The sequence below is a fragment of the Ruminobacter sp. RM87 genome, from assembly GCF_000701925.1.
In the GTDB taxonomy this organism is placed as follows: domain Bacteria; phylum Pseudomonadota; class Gammaproteobacteria; order Enterobacterales; family Succinivibrionaceae; genus Ruminobacter; species Ruminobacter amylophilus.
Window position 1 is genome coordinate 20,096 of record NZ_JNKD01000012.1, and the last position, 20,190, is coordinate 40,285.

Sequence of the window (20,190 nt, forward strand, 5' to 3'; positions counted from 1 at the left end):
TGATAGGTCTGAAGCCTGAAAAACAAATACTCCTGAAAACATACTGAAAAACTATGATATGCGAATGATACATAATTCCGGGTATAAAATCAATACTAAAATACTAGGAATTTAAAAAAAACTTAATTTCACGGAAAAAGCCGGTTTAAAGAGACTGTCCGCAGGACTCCGGGAGCAGTGCCGTGACGTGAATACTGTACATAATCTCTGAATCCGTATGTCAGAAGACAGGAAGCAGAATAAGCAAAAAATGAAAAATATCACGTTTCCGAAAAAAAAGTTTTTATGCGCATTCAAAATAAAAATGTTCAAAAAATATACATTGATTGTGCAGGAATCTGTTAATTCCATGCAGGAATATTTATATGTCTAAATAAGATACATTTATGAATTTTTGTATTATTGGAAACTTTTTATTTATATGTGTATGCTTTTTCTTTATTATCAGATTATTTGAATATAACAAATATATCGTTATTTAATTTAAGTTATAATAAAAAGCTTTATGCATTCTAAGATTTTTTGATTTGAAAAGTAAGAATTCGATGAAGATAAATATATATTAATAATAGGTTTGTTGAAAAAATTTGAAGTTCTACTGTGAATATTAAAAAATTATGTGTTATCTTATTAATCAGAGCGTCGGAGCTGTTATTTTTTAAGGGATTCCTTGAAAATGACGAACCGGGCACAGACGGAGTTGTTCCGGTTTGGAACCGCCCGTCGATGGGGATGACTTCAGAGTGGTCACAGGATCACGGGTTGTAACGATATTATTATAACTTAAAAACTACTAAAAAATTTATAACCTGTTTTCTAGAACACCGGAAGTCAAAAAACATAACATACTTATAAAAAGCCTGTGCTTATCAATCATCATTAACATTTGTGGTAGAAATACAAAACGTTACTTTGTTTTTTGAAAAATATAATAAAACTTATAAATAAATATAATTTACGGGGTAGTTAATAACTGTATAAAGACCATTGCAAAGGCAGGTGTTCATCATTTTTATTTCGTGCCTTCACCGGCTGATGAATGCGTGTCTGAGGCTCGGTATATCAGGTGTGTACAGATGTGTGGCTGTTACTGAGTGTCTTGATACTGATTATAATCTTCATGGAGGTAAGGTATTGTGGTCTCTGATTCAGAAATGGTAAGGGTTGAGGCGACTGACAGTGGTTTGCAGACAGCTCAGGAAGATATCCTGTCCGCAAATGTTAAGAAGTCAAAAGATAATAAATCTTTAAATCGTAAAGACAGACGTGTGGTTCGCACCGAAAAGAAAATTCACAAGGTTTTTCTTGAACTGCTGGAGGAGAATTCCTATGCGGACATTACGGTGGGAATGATTCTTGAGCGTGCGAAAATAAACCGCTCAACTTTTTACAAGCACTATATAAACAAGCATGATCTTGCGTCGGAAGTAATGGCGAACTGCCAGGAATCCATTATTTCCTCTCTGCTGGGTGAGGAGCGGCTGTCAATCGGCAATCTGGGGTTTTTCAAATCCCTGCAGTCCACTCTGTCAAAGAACAGGGAGCTGCTGAAGCTGGTTTTCAGACTCAACGGCGAAGAGCTTGATGTTCGCAAGAGCTTTCATGATTCGTTCTACAGAAGCATCAAAAAACATTACGAGGGCAGACTCTACAGTTCAAGCGATGATGAGCTTGATCTCGGTGCCTACGTGTCTGCCGATATTCTGATATCCGTACTGATGTACTATCTTGAAAAAGGAGAGGAAGTGCATCCGGACAACATTATCAGGGTTATCGTGAACATGTACGGACTCAGAAGCTATTACACTCCGGAATAATGATAGGGTGTGCCGACGGTTCTGAGTAAAGACCGTGACCGTATAATGCCGGACGGAAATTCTTAAGAAATTCCGTCTGGTGTTTTCTTTTTTTTCTGAACAATTTTTCAAAAATGTGATTTTATACGGGGTTTTAGGGATAGCTCAATTTTTTTGGGGGTTAAACCTGATAATTTTTTATTTTTCCCCTTTTATGCAACAGATCTGTATCGCATATCTGCAAATCTGATTAAAGATCTGTTGTAAATATGGGATATTTATGTTTTCTTTATGTTAAAATATTGCTATTAAATATTTTTATACAATCCGGCTTCTGATATGTTCAGTGCTGGGGGCATTCTTTATTCACGGAAAGTCTGACGGTCCCGTTTTTCTTCATTGCGTGACGTGAGATTTAATCCGTAAAGCAGAAAAATATCTTTTAAGAAACTATATTTCAAGGGCAAAAAGTAATACAGTTGGGTTTGTTTAAATGAAGTGGAAGAAATCCTGGTTAAGATTTTTAGATGATTTTGAAGACTGGCGAAATCGTTTCAAGACTGAACGAGGTTCATTATGGTCAACCGGCAGGGGAAGAATGATTCTTCTGGGTATTGTGGCCGTGGCTGTTGCAGGCGGCATAACCGTGTATCAGCTGAACCGCTATTTCACCATGAAGAATTATCGCACGCTTGCCGATATGGCCGTTAAAAATCAGTTCTATGAGGAAGCTCAGAACAATTACGAAAAACTCATCAACATGGGTGACGTCAAGGCTCTTTATGAAATCGCCTCACTGTATCTTGAAGGTAAGGGAACCAGAAAGAACACAGTAAAGGGACTTGAATATCTCCGTGAAGCCGCAAATGCCGGCTATTCACCGGCTCAGGTACGTCTCGGCAATCTGTACTACGCCAGCGGTGACAAGGTGAGCACATGCGTGGGACATGACTACAAGCAGGCCTACGAATGGTTTATGAAGGCCGGAAACAATCCTGATGCTCTTGATGCCATCGGAGAAATGTACAAGCGCGGTCTCGGCGGTCTCAATGTTGATGAAAGCATGGCCAACAGCTATTTCAACCGCTGGATTGACATCTATGTCAAGAGAGCGGAAAAGGGCGATGTTGAAGCCATGAGAACACTGGGGGCCTACTTCTCCACCGGCAGCAAACTCCCGATAAACATGGACAAGGCCATTTACTGGTATGAGGAAGCGGCAAAGCACAGGGACGTGGAGTCAGTTGAGGCTCTGGCCACACTCTTCAGAGCCAGAAACAATATGGAAAAATCCAATAAGTATTTTTCCATGCTTGAAGGACTTTATCTGGAGATGATTGCTCGCGGTGACAAGAATGCGATGCTTTCCCTGAGTGATATCTACCGCATTGATAATACCACCATCTACAGTCCTGAAAAGTCCGTTGAATATCTGATAATGGCTGCCGATCGCGGCAATTATGAAGCCAAGCTGATTATGGCTGATCTTATTGAAGACGGCGTGATTTCAGGAGAAGTGAACAATACCGATCCGATGGTTCTCCGTTTTGAAGCCCGCAAGATCAGGGAAGAGCAGGCGGAAAACGGTGATATCTCAGCCATGCTGAGTCTCGGATTTGATGCTCTGACCGGTACCCTTGCAAGTTCCGGCCATCATCGTCACGGTGAGAGCGGTAAACAGAGGGTAAATTCCAGAAAAGCCCAGGAAAGAGCCAAAAAGTATGAACAGGAAAAGGAAGAGTCCGAAATGGTTGTCATTTCGGAGGAGCGTACCGAACCTGAAAAACCGGTGGTATCGGGAGAATCTGAAGAACCTTCAGAAAACATGGCTTCTATAGATACTTCCGTCGAAGGTGCGGATCATGAACCGGTGATGGAGACTGCTGAAGTTCCGCCGATGCCGGAACATGAGGATTTCCCGCCGGAACAGGTTCCTTCTGAAGATCCGATGGACATTGCCGAAATGGATGAAGGTCCTCTGACTGATGACATGGGACTTCCTGTTGATGAATCATTCATGGACAGCGACGGCGTGGAAGTGATTCTTCCGGACTACGAGGAAGCTATCAAGTGGTTTACCATGGCTGCACAGCACGGTGAAGCCAAGGCGATGTATGAACTCGGCAGTATCTATAATGATTCAAGTGATTTCTCCACATACTACAATCCTGATACTGCCATCTACTGGCTGACTCAGAGCGCCGATCTCTGTTATGAACCGGCATATATGAGTCTGGGGATGATTTACGGTGCTTCAGGATCCATTCGTGAGAATGCCAGGGAGGCACAGAGATGGCTGACCAAAGCGGCAATGGAAGGGGATCATACCGCGCAGAAGCTGCTGGCCGAATCTCTTGCCAAGGGCGGCAGAGGGGCACAGTCAGACATGTTCAATGCTCTTATATGGACACTGGTTCTCAAGTCTTATATCGGAACCTTTGATACCGACAGCTGGTACAAGGATGACATAAGTGAAATGGAAAAGAACTATTCCTACTATCTGACTCCGGCTGAAGTTCAGAAGGCTCATGCCGAAGCTGATATCCTTCGCAGCAAATACGGTTCGGCATGGTAGCCGTTCACTGACATTATGGAAAGCCGGACACTTGAGCAGAAAGTCCGGCTTTCAGTTTTTTAATGCTGATGAATCAGAAAAAAAAGAGAGAGCACGGCTCTCTCTCTTTTTCATGAATTATTCCGTTTCTATCGGCGGCTCTTCTGATATGTATGCGAGAACACGTCGTCGGAGTAGGTGATACGGAAGGTTTCGGTTTTTCCGTAGTTTGTCGCCTTGGAAGCTCTCTTTACGGAAACACGGCTGCTGTCTATGGCCATATGGATGCCGACAGCCAGAATCGCGGCCACCACCAGGGCTACCCAGTCTTCAAACATGGCGAAGAAAAGCCATCCTAAAAGCAGGGTGGATATGGACAGGGAAAGGAAGTAGACCACGTTGTTGCGTGGAAGATTGCCCACGAATGTACCGGTCTGGGCATTCATGGCAAAGTAATATTCCTCACCGTTCCATTTGGTGGTAAGCATCCAGATTGGATAAAGCACGGACTGAGCCTGAATATCCGTGGTTTTGATGTCATCGGATTCAAAGGTCACTCTGCTGTACATATGGGAAACCGTCTCCTGAAGCGCGTCAATCAGTGTCATTGCCGCTCTGTTGCTGGCCTTCTCCGCTCCTTCGTCGCATGATTCATCATATACGTGAGCTTCAAAACCTGACAGATATTCCGTTTCAAACGGAATGGCGTCATTGAACACGAAAGGTTCCAGTGATTCGGTCATGGCATCGTCAAAGAATTTGCTGGAGTCTTCAGGAATTGACTCAAACAGCATGTATCCGCGGCGATGGGCCTTGTATACGGAAACCTTCTGTGGATCTTCACGTTCAGCCTTGAATGTCGCACCGCCTTCAGCCTTCAGATCATAGATCCAGAACGGAATGTAGTATCCGCGGATCTGTTCAAAGGTGTTTTCTCTTTTGAACTTTCCGGGAACAAATGGTTTAAACTTAAGGTGCTGCTGGTAGGCTTCCTTAAGTGCGAACTTTTCGATCTTGAACGGTACGACCAGATCCGGAATATGATTTCCAATCAGCTTGTCATAGAAAACCACATTGTTGCCGCAGTAAGGGCAGATGGTTGATATAACGGTAGGAGGAATCTGTATTTCACCGCCGCACTGCTTGCAGGCATAGGTGTCATATTTACAGGTCTCGTCGTCACCGGGAGCCAGATGTCTGACAATCGGCTCTTCCGGTTCGTTGAAATGATTTTTACGGACAAACTCGCCGTCTTTATTGAATTTTTTGGCACCTTTGGTGGCGACGACGTCATCTACGGTAAATTCGCTATCACAGAACTGACACTTCAATTTGTGCGTCTTGATATCGAAATCCATGGCGCCGCCGCAGGCAGGGCACTTATAATTGATGGATTCTGCCATTTTTATAATTATTTAACAATATCGTTATCGTCTACAGGATCACCGCATTCAGGACAGAACTTAGGCGGATTCTTCGGATCATCAAACATGTGACCGCACTTGTCGCATTTGTAGGTAGGTGCGCCCGCAGGCTTCTTCTTGCCGCATTCGCTGCAGAATTTACCCTGGTTTATTGCACCGCATGAACAGGTCCATCCCTGCGGAGCAGGTTTCGGCTGACCGCATTCGCTGCAGAATCTTCCCTGGTTTACGGTACCGCAGGTGCAGGTCCATCCGCCGCTTACCGCAGCGCCGGCAACAGCTGCAGGCTTGGCCGCACCGCCGTTAACCTTGAAGAGATCGGCTGCATTGGTACCGCCTAAACCCTGAGCCATGCCCATGCCCATGAAACCGGCCATGGCACCATTGGCATTCTGGGCGGCTGCGCGCATTGCGTCTGCCTGAGCTGCCGCAAGCTGAGCTGCAGCCATGTTAGGATCTCTGAGAACAGCACCCATCTGAACCTTCTTGATAAGATCTGCATCTTCTTCCGGAAGACTTACTGAGTTCATGGCGATGGAAACAATGCTGATACCTCTGAGTTCAGCCCACTTTGTGGTAAGTACGCGGTTCATTTCCTGGCTGAGTTCGTCAACGTGGGAAGGAATGGCGTTAGGTCTGATCTTGGCTTCTGAAAGACGTGCGAAAGCAGGGTTCAGAGCTGCCACGAATTCGGTTTTTAAAACAGTACGGATCTGGTCGGTGTTGTATTCTTCGGCAACGTTACCGCATACGTTGGCATAGAATGCGATAGGGTTGGTGATTCTGAAAGTGAACAGACCGTTGCAGCGGACTGATACATCCACGTCAATGCCGGTATTGTTGTCAACAATACGGAAAGGAATAGGAGTTGCAGTGCCGAACTTGTTGTCCATTATTTCCTTGATGTTGAAATAATAAACACGCTGATCCCTGCCGGTATCACCGCCGTACTTGAAACGTTCCCACATGGTGTTCATTACGGCTTTAAGATTGTTCCAGTTCAGACCGCCGGCAAAAATTGACGGTTCCTTGGACTTGTCGTAGGTGAATACGCCAGGTTCGGCCGCGAGTTCGGTTACCACGCCCTGATCAACTATAATGGCGCACTGACCGTCAGCTACTGCAATTGCAGAACCCTGGGTGATAATGTTGTCGTGACCGTTTACATTTGAGCTTCTGCCGCTGGTCTGCTTGTAACCTCTGGCAAACAACACATCATTGCTCAATGAGTCGCATACAAAATATTCCTTCCACTGGTCAGCAAGGGTACCGCCGATAGCACCGGCTGCCGCTTTCAATAAACCCATAATCTTTCTCCTAAATCATCAGGGTGAATCTGTCTGCTTGCGCGGTTTCAGGAAAACTCCGTTCATGAGACCGCAGGCTGATTATAATTGTATATACAGTCTCATGCAGTTACAAATATTTTAGAACCAGTTCTGTGATTATAATAGTGAAATAATTCGCACTCCGGGCTGTGTGGCTGTTTTTTATGAAAGCCGGACTGTTCCTGCAGTGACCTGCGTGACTGAAAATGAATGATGTCTGCACAACATAACTGGATGTATTGCGCAAAACATGCACCTGATAAGCATGTATTCAGCAGAAATTCCGAAACCCCGACACTTATGGTTAAAGGTTTTTCCCGAGTGTTAAAACATGACGCCAGTGTGTTCAGGCAGTGTCATTTCTTCCTGAGCAGTTCCTGACTTGAAGTGTCTTAACAGCTTTTTTGTCAGTATTGATAATTAGTCTTTTAAATACTGGAAATAATTAAAGAAGCTGAATTACAGAGAGCCGACAGCTGTTCTGAAATCCTCAGAAGTTTTTGTGTCCGGCCAACCATCAGCTTCCTTCCTTCTTTTTATTTGTGAGACAGAATGTTCTTTCTGTACTGAATTCTGCTGTCGTTAACGGCAATGCTGTACTTAAGGCGGTCTGAGATCTCCCTGCCGTTGATTCTGTTAAGCAGTACGCGGGTATTCATCAGCAGCCTGCGGACCTTAAGCGAAGTCATGCTTCCTCCGTTATTCAGATTGCTGATTGTTCCCGCGACGGGAGTGAAGAATGCTTCGGTCTGCAGTCTGTTTCGGAGGATGCTGTTGATGATGCGGCAGATTTCCTCCTGCTCGTTTCCCTTCAGCAGACACGACATCTGTTCAGCCATTTCCTCAAAAACTGCCACCACGGTCTTTCTGGTACGGTCGGTAAGTTTTGGTTGCTGAACCGTCACGAAATCCAGAAAACTCATGGCCACGTCCAGTCTTGATTTGCGGTTCGGATTGTCTTCCGATGCCAGACTGTCATTTATGGAAGCCTGGCTGATGAAATAATGATACAGCTGATTTCTGATATAGCAGATGGTCCGGGCCCTGAATGCATAGCGGTACCAGAAATCGTAGTCCTCATGCGCTCTGAGCGGTGAGAAACGCAGGGCCGCGCGTTGTATCAGATCCCGGCGCCAGATTTTGCTGCATACAGTAGGATTGGTGCTCAAAAGGTGTTTTCTGGTGAGACTGTGAATTCCTGAACGGCGAGGACCGGAAAAATCTTCTGAATATCTGCGGGCTCTGTCCTGCTCAGTCATATCGGCATTGAATTCACATGAAATGCCGCAGTCGGCAATATCGGTTTCACTGTTTTCGATGGCGTCGTACATGATTCTGCACATGTCCGGCTCAAACCATCCGTCCGGATCACAGAACATGACATATGTTCCGGAAGCCTTGTCCAGACCTTTGTTTCTGGCAAGAGACAGACTTTCAGTACTTATGGAAAGGGCTTTTATACGGGAATCCTTCTGAGCGTATTCCTCAATAACAGCCTGTGAATTGTCTGATGAACGGTTTTCCACAACCAGTATTTCAATATCCTGAAGAGTCTGTCCTGTGAGACTGTCCAGGCATCTGGGCAGGTACTGTCCGTCATTGTGACAAGGGACTATAACCGATATTTTGACCATGAATTATCCTTTAAAACCAGTTTTGAATGAGACGGACTATTGTTATTATTTTGTATTGGTTTTTGTGATGCGTATATCATTATTTGAAAAACTTCGTGTATTTTATTTTTGTAATGACAGCATGTCAATAATTTTTAAGTGTGTTTATAAAAAATAAATATTTATATGTCGGATATAAAGGGAGCCTGAACGGACAGAATTCTATATAAATGATTATAAATATTTATTTTGGCTGCCGGTGCATTCCCAGAAATCCATCATAACGGCTTTTTCACTTTAAGACGCTCCTTAAGCATTAACTGAAAGTTATTTTCATGAAATGCCGGAAATCCCGATACTGAATTAACCGTTTGCCATTACTTATTTTCAGTATATGATATATAAAAACAAACAATATTTAAATAAAAGTTGCTTTTAATGTGACGTGAGAGATGATAAAACCTTCTTTCTGTTTAAGAAATGTTCCGGATGTATGAACCGTCAGGTACCGGAAAAATGTGTTTAAGCCGATGAAACTGTGATATTCAGCGAATAATACAATGTTTTTCTGAATATAAATAGAAGGTATAAAAAACATTCATATGATTTATGTGTTATAATTGGACTGTTAAATCGTTTTATAAACAGTAAATAGGCGAAACGCGGGACTTTCCGATGCATCTGACGGAGGATGTTTCCGACGTTTCGGAATTAAGGTTGGAATATGGATATGACTACAGATTTAAATGATAAGGCAGTAAATGAAAATGAACAGCTGTCAGAGAATACGGAACAGCTGCTCAGGGATGCGGAAGAATTAATAAGTTTAGCCGAGGTTCAGTGCGGAAATACGGAACATTTTCCTCTGGAGCTGCTGCCTGCCATTGCCAAAAATCCGGACAATTTCAAGCTTCTGACCCGAATTCCCTATACCAAATTCGGTATCGGCACCAGATCAATAAAGCTTCACGATCCGGTGGGTGATGAAAAATCCATGGTGATTCTTGATACCGAAACCACGGGACTTGATATCACCAAGGCCAAGATTATTGAGCTTGCCATGGTGAAGGTGAAATATTCCCCGAGTCTCGGACTGGTTACCTCCATTGAGTCCATTTATGATGAACTTGAGGATCCTTACGAACCGATTTCTCCTGATGTTCAGAAGATTACCGGCATCAGCAATGAAGACGTGGCCGGCAAAAAGATTAATGAAGGGGAGGTGTGTGCACTCCTGGCTGACAATCCGCTGATTGTGGCCCACAATGCCTCCTTTGATCGTCCTATGTTTGAAAAGAGATTCGCTCATCTTTCCAGACTGTGCAGTCTTCCGTGGGGCTGTTCACTGAGTGAAATCAGATGGAGTACGCTCGATGACCGCATCTCATCATTAAAGCAGGAAGCCATCGCTTCAGCCACGGGGTTCTTTTATGATGCCCACAGGGCGTCAACCGACTGTCTGGCTCTTCTGTGGCTTCTTAACAATATTCAGGGAGCTCTTACTGCTCTTCTGGCAAGTATTGACAACACAACATATGTCATCAGGGCTCTTCAGGCTCCGTATGACGTTAAAAATCAGCTCAAAAACAACGGGTACAGCTGGTATGACAGTGCCAGAAGCAGGTATCAGTCACAGTGGTGGCGTGCCGCGGACAAATACTGGTACAAGATAGTTCGCAGCCCTGATGAATATCAGAAGGAGATTCAGTTCCTTACCGGACTGTATCATCCGATGATTACACCTCAGAATCAGGGATTCTACAGTATGGCTTACACTGCATTTACCCGATACAAGTAAAATCAGAGTAAGACCGGTACGTTACGGAGGAATGGATATGGCCTATAACTACAATCGATTTCCTTTAGAACTTATCCCGGAAATTATTGCTCATCCCGAAGATTACAGGATTCAGAGCAGGGTTCCCTACGCAAGATTTGCGGATGAACAGGTTCTTCCCGTGATTTTCAGGGAAACTCCGGAACCGGTGCAGTCCCTTGTTTTTCTGGAAATGGTAACCACGGGCGGCAGACGTCAGGACGTGATTCTGGAGCTGGTAATGGTCAAGTGCTCATGCCTTCTGAGTACCGGTGAAATAGTCAGCGTGGACAGAATGTATCGCGGCTTTGAAGCTCCGAGATATCCGATCCCCGCCTATATCACCAGAACCACCGGTATTACAGTTGAAAGCCTCAACGGCATGTCATTTGATTACAGAACGGTTGATTCGATGCTGCGTGACGATCCGATAATTGTTTCCACCAGAGGCAGGACGGCCAGAGAGTTTTTTGAAAGAAGATTTTCTTCATTTTCCGGATATCGATGGGTCGATTCGGTTCATGACATCAGGTGGGAGAATCTGAATGACAGACTCATTTCAGGGGCAACTCTGCAGATGAACTGCGAGCGTCTGGGATTTTTCTTCAGGTACAACAGTATTCGAGAAGCCGTGTTTTCCAATCTGTGGCTTTTCAGCTACATAAAAGGGGCCATTGCGGAACTGATTGCCGCATCCTCTCATGTCGAGTACATGGTGTGGGCCTTTACCGCGAGATTCGAGGTGAAGGAGGAACTGAAATTCAACGGTTACCTGTGGAACGGCGAACAGAAATGCTGGTGCAAGAGGGTGTTCACTGAAGAAGAGGTGAAGGAGGAACAGGAATATCTGCGCGGAAAGTGTTCCAGTCCTGAAGCCATAAAAATTGAGGTTCTCGACAGTCGCAAAAAACACGGCTGAAACAATAAGTGATGTCTGCTCTCGGCCAGGATATTATCCGACTATGCCGCCGGTGGTAATCCAAACAAAAATTTGCCGCACATGTTGTAGAGACACAAAAAAAGGAGAGCTGCCGCTCTCCTTTTTTATCAGTGTTTTTTACAGAATGTCATCGTTAAAGATGCTTTACACGGCGACGTACTTCTTCCTGCTTACCGGCATTGAACGGTCTGGTATCAGGAGCGCCGAGATAACCGCATACACGACGGATTACTGATGCCTTGTTAGGGTTGCAGTTGCCACACTTAGGACATACGAAGCCCTTGCTGGTACATTCGAATTCACCCTTGTAGCCGCATTCGTAGCATTCATCAATAGGGGTGTTGGTACCATAGTAAGGAACCTTGTCATATGAGTAGTTCCATACGTCTTCAATAGCTTCAGGATTTCTCTGCAGGTTAGGGAATTCGCCATAGCAGATGAAACCGCCGGATGCCAGTTCAGGATATGGCTGTTCGAAGTCGATCTTTGAATAAGGATCAACCTTCTTTTCCACATCAAGATGGAAGCTGTTGGTATAGTAGCCCTTGTCTGTTACGCCAGGGATAATACCGAATTCCTTGGTATCAAGCTTGCAGAAACGGTTGCACAGGTTTTCTGACGGAGTGCTGTAAAGGCTGAAGCCGTAACCGGTCTGCTGCTTCCAGCGTACGGTAGCATCGTGAAGAGCCTTAACAATCTGAACCCCCTTCTTGCGTAATTCCTCGTCATCAAAGATGTGCTTCTTGTTGCCGTACAGGGCATTGATGGTTTCATGAATGCCGATGTAGCCGAGAGATACGGTGGCACGTCCGTTCTTGAAGATTTCGGATACCTTGTCGTCAGCCTTGAGTCTTACACCGCATGCGCCTTCCATGTAGAGGATTGGGGCAACCTTTGCCTGAACATTGTCCAGACGGTGAATTCTTTCCATGAGGGCCTTGAAGCAGAGTTCAAGTCTCTTGTCCAGAATTCTGTAGAATTCGGCTTCGTCACCGTGAGCTTCGATGGCGATACGGGGAAGGTTGAGACTTACCACACCGAGATTGTTGCGGCCGTCATGTTCTTCTTCGTGAGATTCCTTGTTGATGTACGGACTGAGGAAGCTGCGGCAGCCCATAGGAGCCTTGAATGAACCTGTAACGCGGAGAACCTGTTCGTAGTTGAGGATATCAGGATACATACGCTTTGAAGTACATTCAAGAGCCAGCTGCTTGATATCATAGTTAGGATCATCCTTTTCAAGATTGAGTCCGCGCTTGATGGTGAATACAAGCTTAGGGAATACGGCGGTCTTGTGGTTCTTGCCGAGACCTGCAATTCTGTTCTTGAGAATTGACTGCTGAATAAGTCTTGATTCCCATGAGGTACCGAGACCGAAGCCAAGGGTTACGAACGGAGTCTGACCGTTGGCGGTGTGCAGGGTGTTTACTTCGTATTCCAGAGACTGGAAGGCGTCATAGCATTCCTTTTCGGTTCTGGCACGGGCATAGCTTTCAACATCAGGAATGTTCCATTCTCTGGCAACTGCGAGATGCTTGTTGTAGCTACTGGTTACGTACGGAGCCAGAACTTCGTCGATACGGTTAATGGTGGTACCGCCATAGATATGGCTGGCTACCTGGGCGATAATCTGGGCTGTAACTGCAGTTGCGGTGCAGATTGAACGCGGAGTTTCGATTTCAGCGTTGCCCATCTTGAAGCCGTGGGTAAGCATGCCCTTGATATCAATGAGCATGCAGTTGAACATTGGGAACAGAGGGGAGTAGTCAAGGTCATGGAAATGGATTTCACCTTTTTCATGAGCTATAACCACGTCGCTCGGGAGCATGTGCTGCTTGGCGTAGTGCTTGGCCACGATACCTGCCAGAAGGTCACGCTGTGTAGGAATTACACGGCTGTCCTTGTTAGCGTTTTCATTAAGAATTTCAGGGTTGTTCTGTTCGATAAGACTTTCGATGTCGTGAATGAGGTCACTCTGCTTTTCACGCATACGGTCTCTGTCGTGACGGTACTCGATGTACGCACGGGCGATCTGCTTGAACTTGGAAGCCATCAGCTGATCTTCAACTAACTTCTGAATTTCGCTGATTTCGATTTCACTCTTATCCTTGATAAGTCCGAAAACCTTGGATTCGATATTAGCGGCGAAGTTCAGATCACGAACACCGCAGGCTTCTGCAGCCTTGGAGACTGCATTAACAATACGAATTCCATCGTATGGTACACGATTACCATCGCGCTTAATTACAGTAATTTTAGCTTCCACTTTCATATCTCTCTCTAGTAAATCCGACCTCCAGTAAAAATAAAGACTTTATTTTTTTGAGCACTGCGGCGGATGTTGTTTTTTTACTCTCAATTTTTATTTTTTTTTATGCTTGCTTGGCTACCGGTATTGTTATGCCGGACTGTTGCGCGTGTAAGTTGTTATATTGATTTCTTTTAATCAGATATTCCCGAAGGATGCGTCTTCATAATATTTAATTTATATATTTAACGTCGTTCCCGTAATCAAAATTTCTGCTGCACGCTGCCAGTGACTCATGATTATTTTTCGTCCTGAAAAAAGACGCAGAAAAATCTTTCATCACTCTGCATACTTTGATTATAGCAAGCTTCAAAGGTATGCAATTTTTTCGTTGAGCAATTTAGCAAGTTTTTGAGAGTCACACAACAAAAAAAATTTTTATATTTTTAATTGCATAAAAATTGATTCAGATCAATGTTTTTCTTGTAGGTCTTGCAGAATCGATGTTTACGTTATTTTTGGTTAAAAAGTAACAGTGTAAAAAACACACTTCCTACATATGGTATTAATTTTTTTTAAAAATAAAAGAATACCACTATATATAGTATGTTCAAATTTACAAATACAAAATATAAAAACTATACACATACTAAAAAATTATAAGTTTTTAGCTGATTAAGATATTTGTGAAAACGTTATCTTTAAAAAGGTTTGCATTTAACAGGGATGTGTATATAAAAAACTTATAATTTAATAGAGACGATATATTAGTAACTTTTAGTGCCACTATAATTAGAGATATGTAGTTAAATTAATCAGAAAGCAGTAATCAGATGGCGGAGAATGCGGTTTTATCACATTAAAACAGTAGGAATAACCACTGGGTGTGCAATGGTTTATTTGATTAAATATTGAACAGTCAGGTGTTCTGCTGCGGTCAGGAACTGTTTAAACAGGAGTGCTCACAACAATTGTTGTTGAATTTTCTGAAACATTACCGTGAATGAGCATAACTTTCTCATGAAAAATGTTTCAATATCCTGCCGGCTGCACGGTGGCTGTATGTGAACTGTCTATTTCAGTATCATGGTTACGTTACCGCAATCTCTGCATATAACGTAAAATTTACCGGAAAGAGGTGCGGAAGGCATGGCTCTGTCCCTGGTTTTTCTCAGGAGCTTCTGAAAGAAACCTTCGTTTTCAGGTGGAATACTGCGGGTGATTTCGATATTTCCGGATCCGCATTTAGAACATTTCAAAAATTTTTCAGGGCGATTATCCATAAGCTTTCTCCTCGGAAAAAGTTCCTTTACTGCATTAAACAATAAAGCTGCTGTTTCTGACAATAATTATCTGTGTTACTGAAACAATTATGTTAATTGCGGATGATTACGACTACTCTTCCGTATTATTTGAGATAATCTGGAAGTGAAGAAGCGGCAGTGGAGAATATTCCTGAGTCTGAGATTCTGCATACAGACGTAAAACGGTTCGGAACGACTGATTGTTTTACGTCTGATGACAGCACATGAGTATCGGGCCTCAGGCCTGACATTCAGGAGAAAGCAGTTTGAATCTTTCATTGAAATCATCGGCAATAATGTCGATGACTGTTTCGGGGGCGGAAAGTCCTGCCTCTTCTCTCAGGAAACTGATGCATTCGTAATAATCAAGGTTCCCGGTAAACAGATCGGATTCCGGTCCGTAGCTTATATGCCACAGTTCGTAAGAAAACAGATCGTTGTCATGGCTGTAAGGTCTGAAGAATCCGTATCTGTGCATGTTTTCTCCCAGCCAGTCTCCGACACACTGCTGACAGCCGCAGCTGTAGCATCTGTTTGTCAGATCAAGCTCCTCTCCCCGTGCCAGTGTATCCGGAGTGTACACGTCAAGATCCGTCCCCCAGTGATGTCTTGAAAGTCCGGGTACGGCGCTGAAAAACATAATGGTTCTGATAAGCTCGTTCCTGCTCATGGAGGATATGTCGACAGGGCGCTCGTTGCGATCCAGAACCTTTCTGATTCCAGCGATTTTTTCCTCAAAAATCAGTTTCTGACGTTCGAAGTTTCTGAAGGAGGAGGCTATGCAGAGATTGATGCCGTCTTTCAGAGCATCATTTCTCATTCTGGTAAAGGTTTCGGCGGTAAGGGGAGTGAGACGGAATCTTCCATTTCCGGAAGTCAGTTCTGTCAGGTGTTCTTCTTTAAGACCGTGCAGTATTCTGCTGTCGGAATAATCTATGTCAGACATGATTTGTTGTTAGTCCTGGTGTTTGTTTGATGGGAACCGGAATTTTGGCGGCACTTTCTACCGTCTGTCCGGAATATCTGCAATATACTGAAGTAAAATCCTGACAATTTCAAGATTAAGCCGTGCAAAATATCAGACGACATTCAATATTGCTGAAAATCAGGTTCAGGTTAATGCCGCATATTACGTGACCGTAAGTGCAGGAAGACACATACGTGTAAGGAATTCTTTCTCCGAATCCTGAAAGACAGGAGTAGGCATGTGGCATACGTAATCCTGAACACGCGTTTATTCAGTTATCCGGAAAACCGAAGAGATTACATTATCGTTATGAAGTCTGATACGCCCGTAAGCTCCAGAACTTCCATTACCGGAGGACGAATATTTCTGAGGATCAGCGTATATCCGTTCTTTCTGACGATCTTGTAGATGTTAATGATGATGCGGATTCCTGCAGATGAAATATAAACGAGATCACTGCAGTCAAGTTCCATGTCCCCGGATTCAGGGATTTCCGCCCTGATTTTGTCATACCATTCCGCAGCATTGGTGCTTTCAATTCTTCCTGTTAAATTCATTCTAACTGTTCCGTAAGTTGTAATATAAGTCTATGTAATACATGATAAAGGTCAGATGCAGATGGTGAAGATGTTCTGTCGGTCATTACGACTGTAAGTTACGTTCCTTGCCATCTTTTTTACCATATACACGCCCATGCCTCCTTCCTTTCGTTCATCAAGAGGCTGGCTGAAATCCGGTTCTTCTGCTTCAATCAGAGGGTTGAAAGGTTCTCCGTCATCAGTAAATGAAACGGATATAGTAGGAACGTTATGTTCTACCTCAACTGTGACGTCGATGTATTTCGCATGACTGTGGTTCAGAATGTTGGATACAATCTCATCAGTGCAGACACTGAGTCTAACTATGGTAGTTTCTGAAATACCGAAGTCTTCAACTGAAGTGCTGATGAAATCCAGAATACTTTCTGAGGTAATTTCTTCCGTCTTAAACCTTTTTTTTATTATCATTTTGTACTTCTTTCGCCAAAATACCGTCAGTTCATACGAATTGCCAGAACAGTAAGATCGTCAAACTGCTTGGCAAAGCCCTTGAACTGACTGATGGATTCTTTAAGTGCGCAGCACATATCCTCCATTGCTCTGTCCCGATTTGCAGAGAGAACATTAAGAGTCCTTTCAAATCCGAACTGTTCCTTATCCTCGTTGGAGGATTCAGGTACTCCGTCAGTATACATGAAAAAGATATCGCCTTTAGAGAGCTTTATAACATTTTCAGCATATGTGATATCTTCTATTTCCCCGAGAACAAAACCGGTTTTGTTGTCCATTATTCTGAAGGCTTCTCCGTTCTGGGAAATGAACGGATGATCGTGTCCGGCACTGGCATATTTCAGTTCTCCGGTTTCAAGATCCAGCAGTCCGCAGAATACGGTTACAAACATTTCGGCTCTGTTGTTGCGGCAGAGTTCGTCGTTTGATTTCGTGAGAGCCGGCCCCGGAGACATGCCGTCCATCATGTTCTTCTGAATAATGGTCTTGGATATCATCATGAACAGGGAGGCCGGAATACCCTTGTCTGATACGTCAGCTATAACGAATCCCAGATGATGTTCTCCCACTCTGAAATAATCATAGAAGTCTCCTCCGACTTCGAGAGCGGGATCCATTGAGGCATACAGATCTATTTCCGTCAGCTGAATCGGCTCGGGAAGGGCTCCTTTCTGTATGTCGGCGGCAATTCGCAGCTGAGTGGCCACTCTGGTTCTTTCTTTTGATATGCTGGTAAGTTTAAGAAAGAATTCCTGGAGTTTCTGTGAGAAAGTCCGGAAGGACAGTGCAAGTTCGCCGATTTCCGATTTATAGGAAGTGAACTGACTTACGGTTGACTGTATATGTTCGATTTCGGATTTGATGTCTTCATGCTCACCGAAATTCTTGCCGATGGAGGATAGAATTTCAATGGGACGGGAGATATGACGTTCAATGGAACGGAGTATAAGCAGGGATGGACAAAGACATATGTACAGCGTGGCTCCGCCTATGACGTAGATATGAGCCCACAGTGTTACCGAGTCGTAGATCTGGTATGCTCTGAAGAACAGATAGGCGAAAATCGCAATAACAGTGGATACGATCTCGGATATCATCACGAAAAAAAGGATGAATTTTTCATTAAGGGAAAACAGATAGGCATTGCTCATGTCCGTCGGCTGCAGACTGAGCTTTTTTTTCTGCAGGTGGTAGGAATATCCCACGAAAAACGGAATTCCCAGAACCACGAAGAAGATCATGTGGTTCATCAGGGTGTTATTGAATCCAACCCCGAAAACATTCAGACCGTAGTAGAAATGCAGGGTCAGCCATACCATAAAGGTTACAATAAGACTGAGCAGAACAACGAGCAGAAGATACTGAGTAATTTTATGAATCTTGTCCAGACGGAAAATGTTGTTGCTTCTGCGGCGCAGATATTTCCACAGGAGTGCACCGCCGTAGCCGTAGATTATCTGAAAACAGGCTCCCATGGTCATGATCCTGATGTCCATGCCGCCATAGTAAATATCCGAAAAGATATTGCCAAGGGCTGTACCGAGAACACCGGGAAATCCGTATACCAGAGACAAAATAAAGGGCAGTACGCAGTATGGACGTACTTCCGTGGTTGGAGACAGCCGGAGATAATCAATGAACGGAATGGAGACGGCGAAGTAAAAAAGGCTGCAGGAAAACACAACCGCAATTTTATGTCGCAGGTCTGAAAAGTTTATAGTCATGGTTCATCTTTCAAAAGTGAAAAAACTGTTTTTATTCTGAACGAAATTTTATCACATTGTGGAATGCACGAAAGATGACTGATTTATAAATATGAAAATAAGATGCCAAAATGATGTCAAGGTTGTGAAAAACAGCAATAAATTTAACATGCGAGCGGCAGTATTTTTCATCCGTCGCCGGAAATACCTGAAGAACAGCCTGTCTTCAGGCAGTTTGCAGCCTGTTCTGAAAATATGGAATTATGAACGGAAAAAACATCATGATTTTCTTATATTGCAAATCTTGCCGGAATATCAGAAAATGCACACAGCAAAAATAATATAAAGCAGAAACACATAGCATTAAAAAAGCTGCAGTCTCATTTTATTCCGAGAAATCAGTGACTGCAGATAATGAGGAAAACATAAATGCATGACTACAGAAACATCAGCCTGTCTGAAAGGAAGGCGGGTGAGTTCAGCGGAGCTGTATCCTTTCTGAAAAAGGCACTGGCGGTTTCGCTGGCAGGATTTGTTCTGATGAATCCTGTACAGGCCCGTGAAGAAGCCCGGGACACTGCCGCAGAAAACAAAAAGCCTGCCAAAGAGTCCCTGGCTAATTTCAGCCGCGGAAGCTTTATTCCAAATAACTTCAAAAAGGAACAGAAGATTCTGGTGAAAAAAATACCGGATCTGCAGAATAATCCGAGAAGCAGGGAATTTCAGAAAAGTGAAATCATCCGTCTGATGAATCTCAGTCGTGATGTATGTGACAGGTACAAGGAAAGCGATCCGGAAAGCATCATCTGTCATAATCCGAAGCTTATGTATCTTGAAGAGGAGTATCTTAAGTATCTGGGTCTTCAGTATGACGAACACGGATGCGTTTTCGGCTGTGCTCTTCACCGCGGCCGTCTGAATACCTGCGTGAAAAACAGATTCAGTTCCAGCTGTGCGGAAAACTATTTTGAGCTCATGATTGCCGAGGAGCGTATAGATCAGGGAACTGAAGAGCATCAGGAGATGCTCCTTGACTGTGTTCCCGGCCGAAAAGCCGCTGAGAATGAAAATGCCGACAGTGAGGGCAGACATCAGCTGGTTATTCTAAAAATGTATTCCACTCAGCTTCCGGTCGGACATTTCAGTATAAAGGGTGAGGATTACAGTGTTTACGGTTTCCCTCAGCACAAAGGGGAATATCTTCGTGACATCAGCAGTATCTGCTATGACTGTGACTACAGCACCCAGCTAAAATTCGTGGATTCCGGCGGGGTTGAGATCGAGTTAAGAAATCAGCAGGGCAGTTCCTATATGAACTGCGAAATCCATTAAAAGGCAGTTTTAGCAGTCAGTAAAAAGGTGCGTCATGTCAGGATGACGCGCCTTTTTTTACAGAAAGAAACAACCGGTTTTTCAGAATAGGCCTGAAAATGAAGACAAAGAAAGAC

The 20,190-nt window shown here is 43.9% G+C and carries 14 protein-coding genes; 5 read left to right on the plus strand and 9 right to left on the minus strand.

Annotation, left to right across the window (positions count from 1 at the left end; translation table 11 throughout):
• Positions 1-1,136 precede the first annotated feature (1,136 nt).
• Both T489_RS0104690 and T489_RS0104695 read left to right on the plus strand, forming a co-directional pair.
• On the plus strand, positions 1,137-1,817 hold the full coding sequence (locus T489_RS0104690; protein ID WP_093140473.1) for a TetR/AcrR family transcriptional regulator: 681 nt from the start codon (positions 1,137-1,139) through the stop codon (positions 1,815-1,817).
• 472 nt (positions 1,818-2,289) lie between these two features.
• Positions 2,290-4,371, plus strand: a complete 2,082-nt coding sequence (locus T489_RS0104695) for a tetratricopeptide repeat protein (RefSeq protein ID WP_031578894.1) — start codon at positions 2,290-2,292, stop codon at positions 4,369-4,371.
• 128 nt (positions 4,372-4,499) lie between these two features.
• Here T489_RS0104695 and T489_RS0104700 read toward each other — a convergent pair whose 3' ends face one another.
• The 3 genes from T489_RS0104700 to T489_RS0104710 all read right to left on the minus strand — a co-directional run bounded on the left by T489_RS0104700 (position 4,500) and on the right by T489_RS0104710 (position 8,736).
• Positions 4,500-5,753: a TFIIB-type zinc ribbon-containing protein gene (locus T489_RS0104700; RefSeq protein ID WP_031578895.1), complete on the minus strand. Its 1,254-nt coding sequence runs from the start codon at positions 5,751-5,753 to the stop codon at positions 4,500-4,502.
• An 8-nt stretch (positions 5,754-5,761) separates the two neighbouring features.
• Positions 5,762-7,081 (minus strand): SPFH domain-containing protein, encoded by a 1,320-nt coding sequence (locus T489_RS0104705; protein WP_031578896.1) that lies wholly within the window; start codon positions 7,079-7,081, stop codon positions 5,762-5,764.
• 557 nt (positions 7,082-7,638) lie between these two features.
• Positions 7,639-8,736 carry a glycosyltransferase family 2 protein gene (locus T489_RS0104710; RefSeq protein WP_031578897.1) on the minus strand — a complete coding sequence of 366 codons (1,098 nt, stop codon included), beginning with the start codon at positions 8,734-8,736 and terminating at the stop codon, positions 7,639-7,641.
• Positions 8,737-9,445: 709 nt separating this feature from the next.
• Here T489_RS0104710 and T489_RS0104715 point away from each other — a divergent pair.
• The gene (locus tag T489_RS0104715) at positions 9,446-10,513 is read left to right on the plus strand and encodes a 3'-5' exonuclease (RefSeq protein WP_198020417.1); all 1,068 of its coding nucleotides are present in this window, start codon (positions 9,446-9,448) and stop codon (positions 10,511-10,513) included.
• Positions 10,514-10,550: 37 nt separating this feature from the next.
• The gene (locus T489_RS0104720) at positions 10,551-11,450 is read left to right on the plus strand and encodes a hypothetical protein (RefSeq protein WP_031578899.1); all 900 of its coding nucleotides are present in this window, start codon (positions 10,551-10,553) and stop codon (positions 11,448-11,450) included.
• A gap of 154 nt (positions 11,451-11,604) precedes the next feature.
• Here T489_RS0104720 and nrdD read toward each other — a convergent pair whose 3' ends face one another.
• The 6 genes from nrdD to T489_RS0104755 form a co-directional block, all read right to left on the minus strand.
• Entirely contained in the window at positions 11,605-13,743 is a 2,139-nt protein-coding gene (gene nrdD, locus T489_RS0104725; protein WP_031578900.1) for an anaerobic ribonucleoside-triphosphate reductase, read from the minus strand.
• 1,049 nt (positions 13,744-14,792) lie between these two features.
• Positions 14,793-15,002 (minus strand): hypothetical protein, encoded by a 210-nt coding sequence (locus tag T489_RS0104730; protein ID WP_031578901.1) that lies wholly within the window; start codon positions 15,000-15,002, stop codon positions 14,793-14,795.
• A 259-nt stretch (positions 15,003-15,261) separates the two neighbouring features.
• The gene (locus tag T489_RS0104735; RefSeq protein ID WP_051621786.1) at positions 15,262-15,969 is read right to left on the minus strand and encodes a M15 family metallopeptidase; all 708 of its coding nucleotides are present in this window, start codon (positions 15,967-15,969) and stop codon (positions 15,262-15,264) included.
• Between the two features lie 317 nt (positions 15,970-16,286).
• Complete coding sequence (locus T489_RS0104745; protein ID WP_031578903.1) at positions 16,287-16,547, minus strand: STAS domain-containing protein; 261 nt, start codon at positions 16,545-16,547, stop codon at positions 16,287-16,289.
• 51 nt (positions 16,548-16,598) lie between these two features.
• Positions 16,599-16,997: an ATP-binding protein gene (locus T489_RS0104750; protein WP_031578904.1), complete on the minus strand. Its 399-nt coding sequence runs from the start codon at positions 16,995-16,997 to the stop codon at positions 16,599-16,601.
• 26 nt (positions 16,998-17,023) lie between these two features.
• Complete coding sequence (locus T489_RS0104755; protein ID WP_031578905.1) at positions 17,024-18,763, minus strand: PP2C family protein-serine/threonine phosphatase; 1,740 nt, start codon at positions 18,761-18,763, stop codon at positions 17,024-17,026.
• Positions 18,764-19,171: 408 nt separating this feature from the next.
• Between T489_RS0104755 and T489_RS0104765 the strand changes: the two genes are divergently transcribed.
• The gene (locus T489_RS0104765) at positions 19,172-20,074 is read left to right on the plus strand and encodes a hypothetical protein (protein ID WP_031578907.1); all 903 of its coding nucleotides are present in this window, start codon (positions 19,172-19,174) and stop codon (positions 20,072-20,074) included.
• The last annotated feature ends 116 nt before the right edge of the window (positions 20,075-20,190 follow it).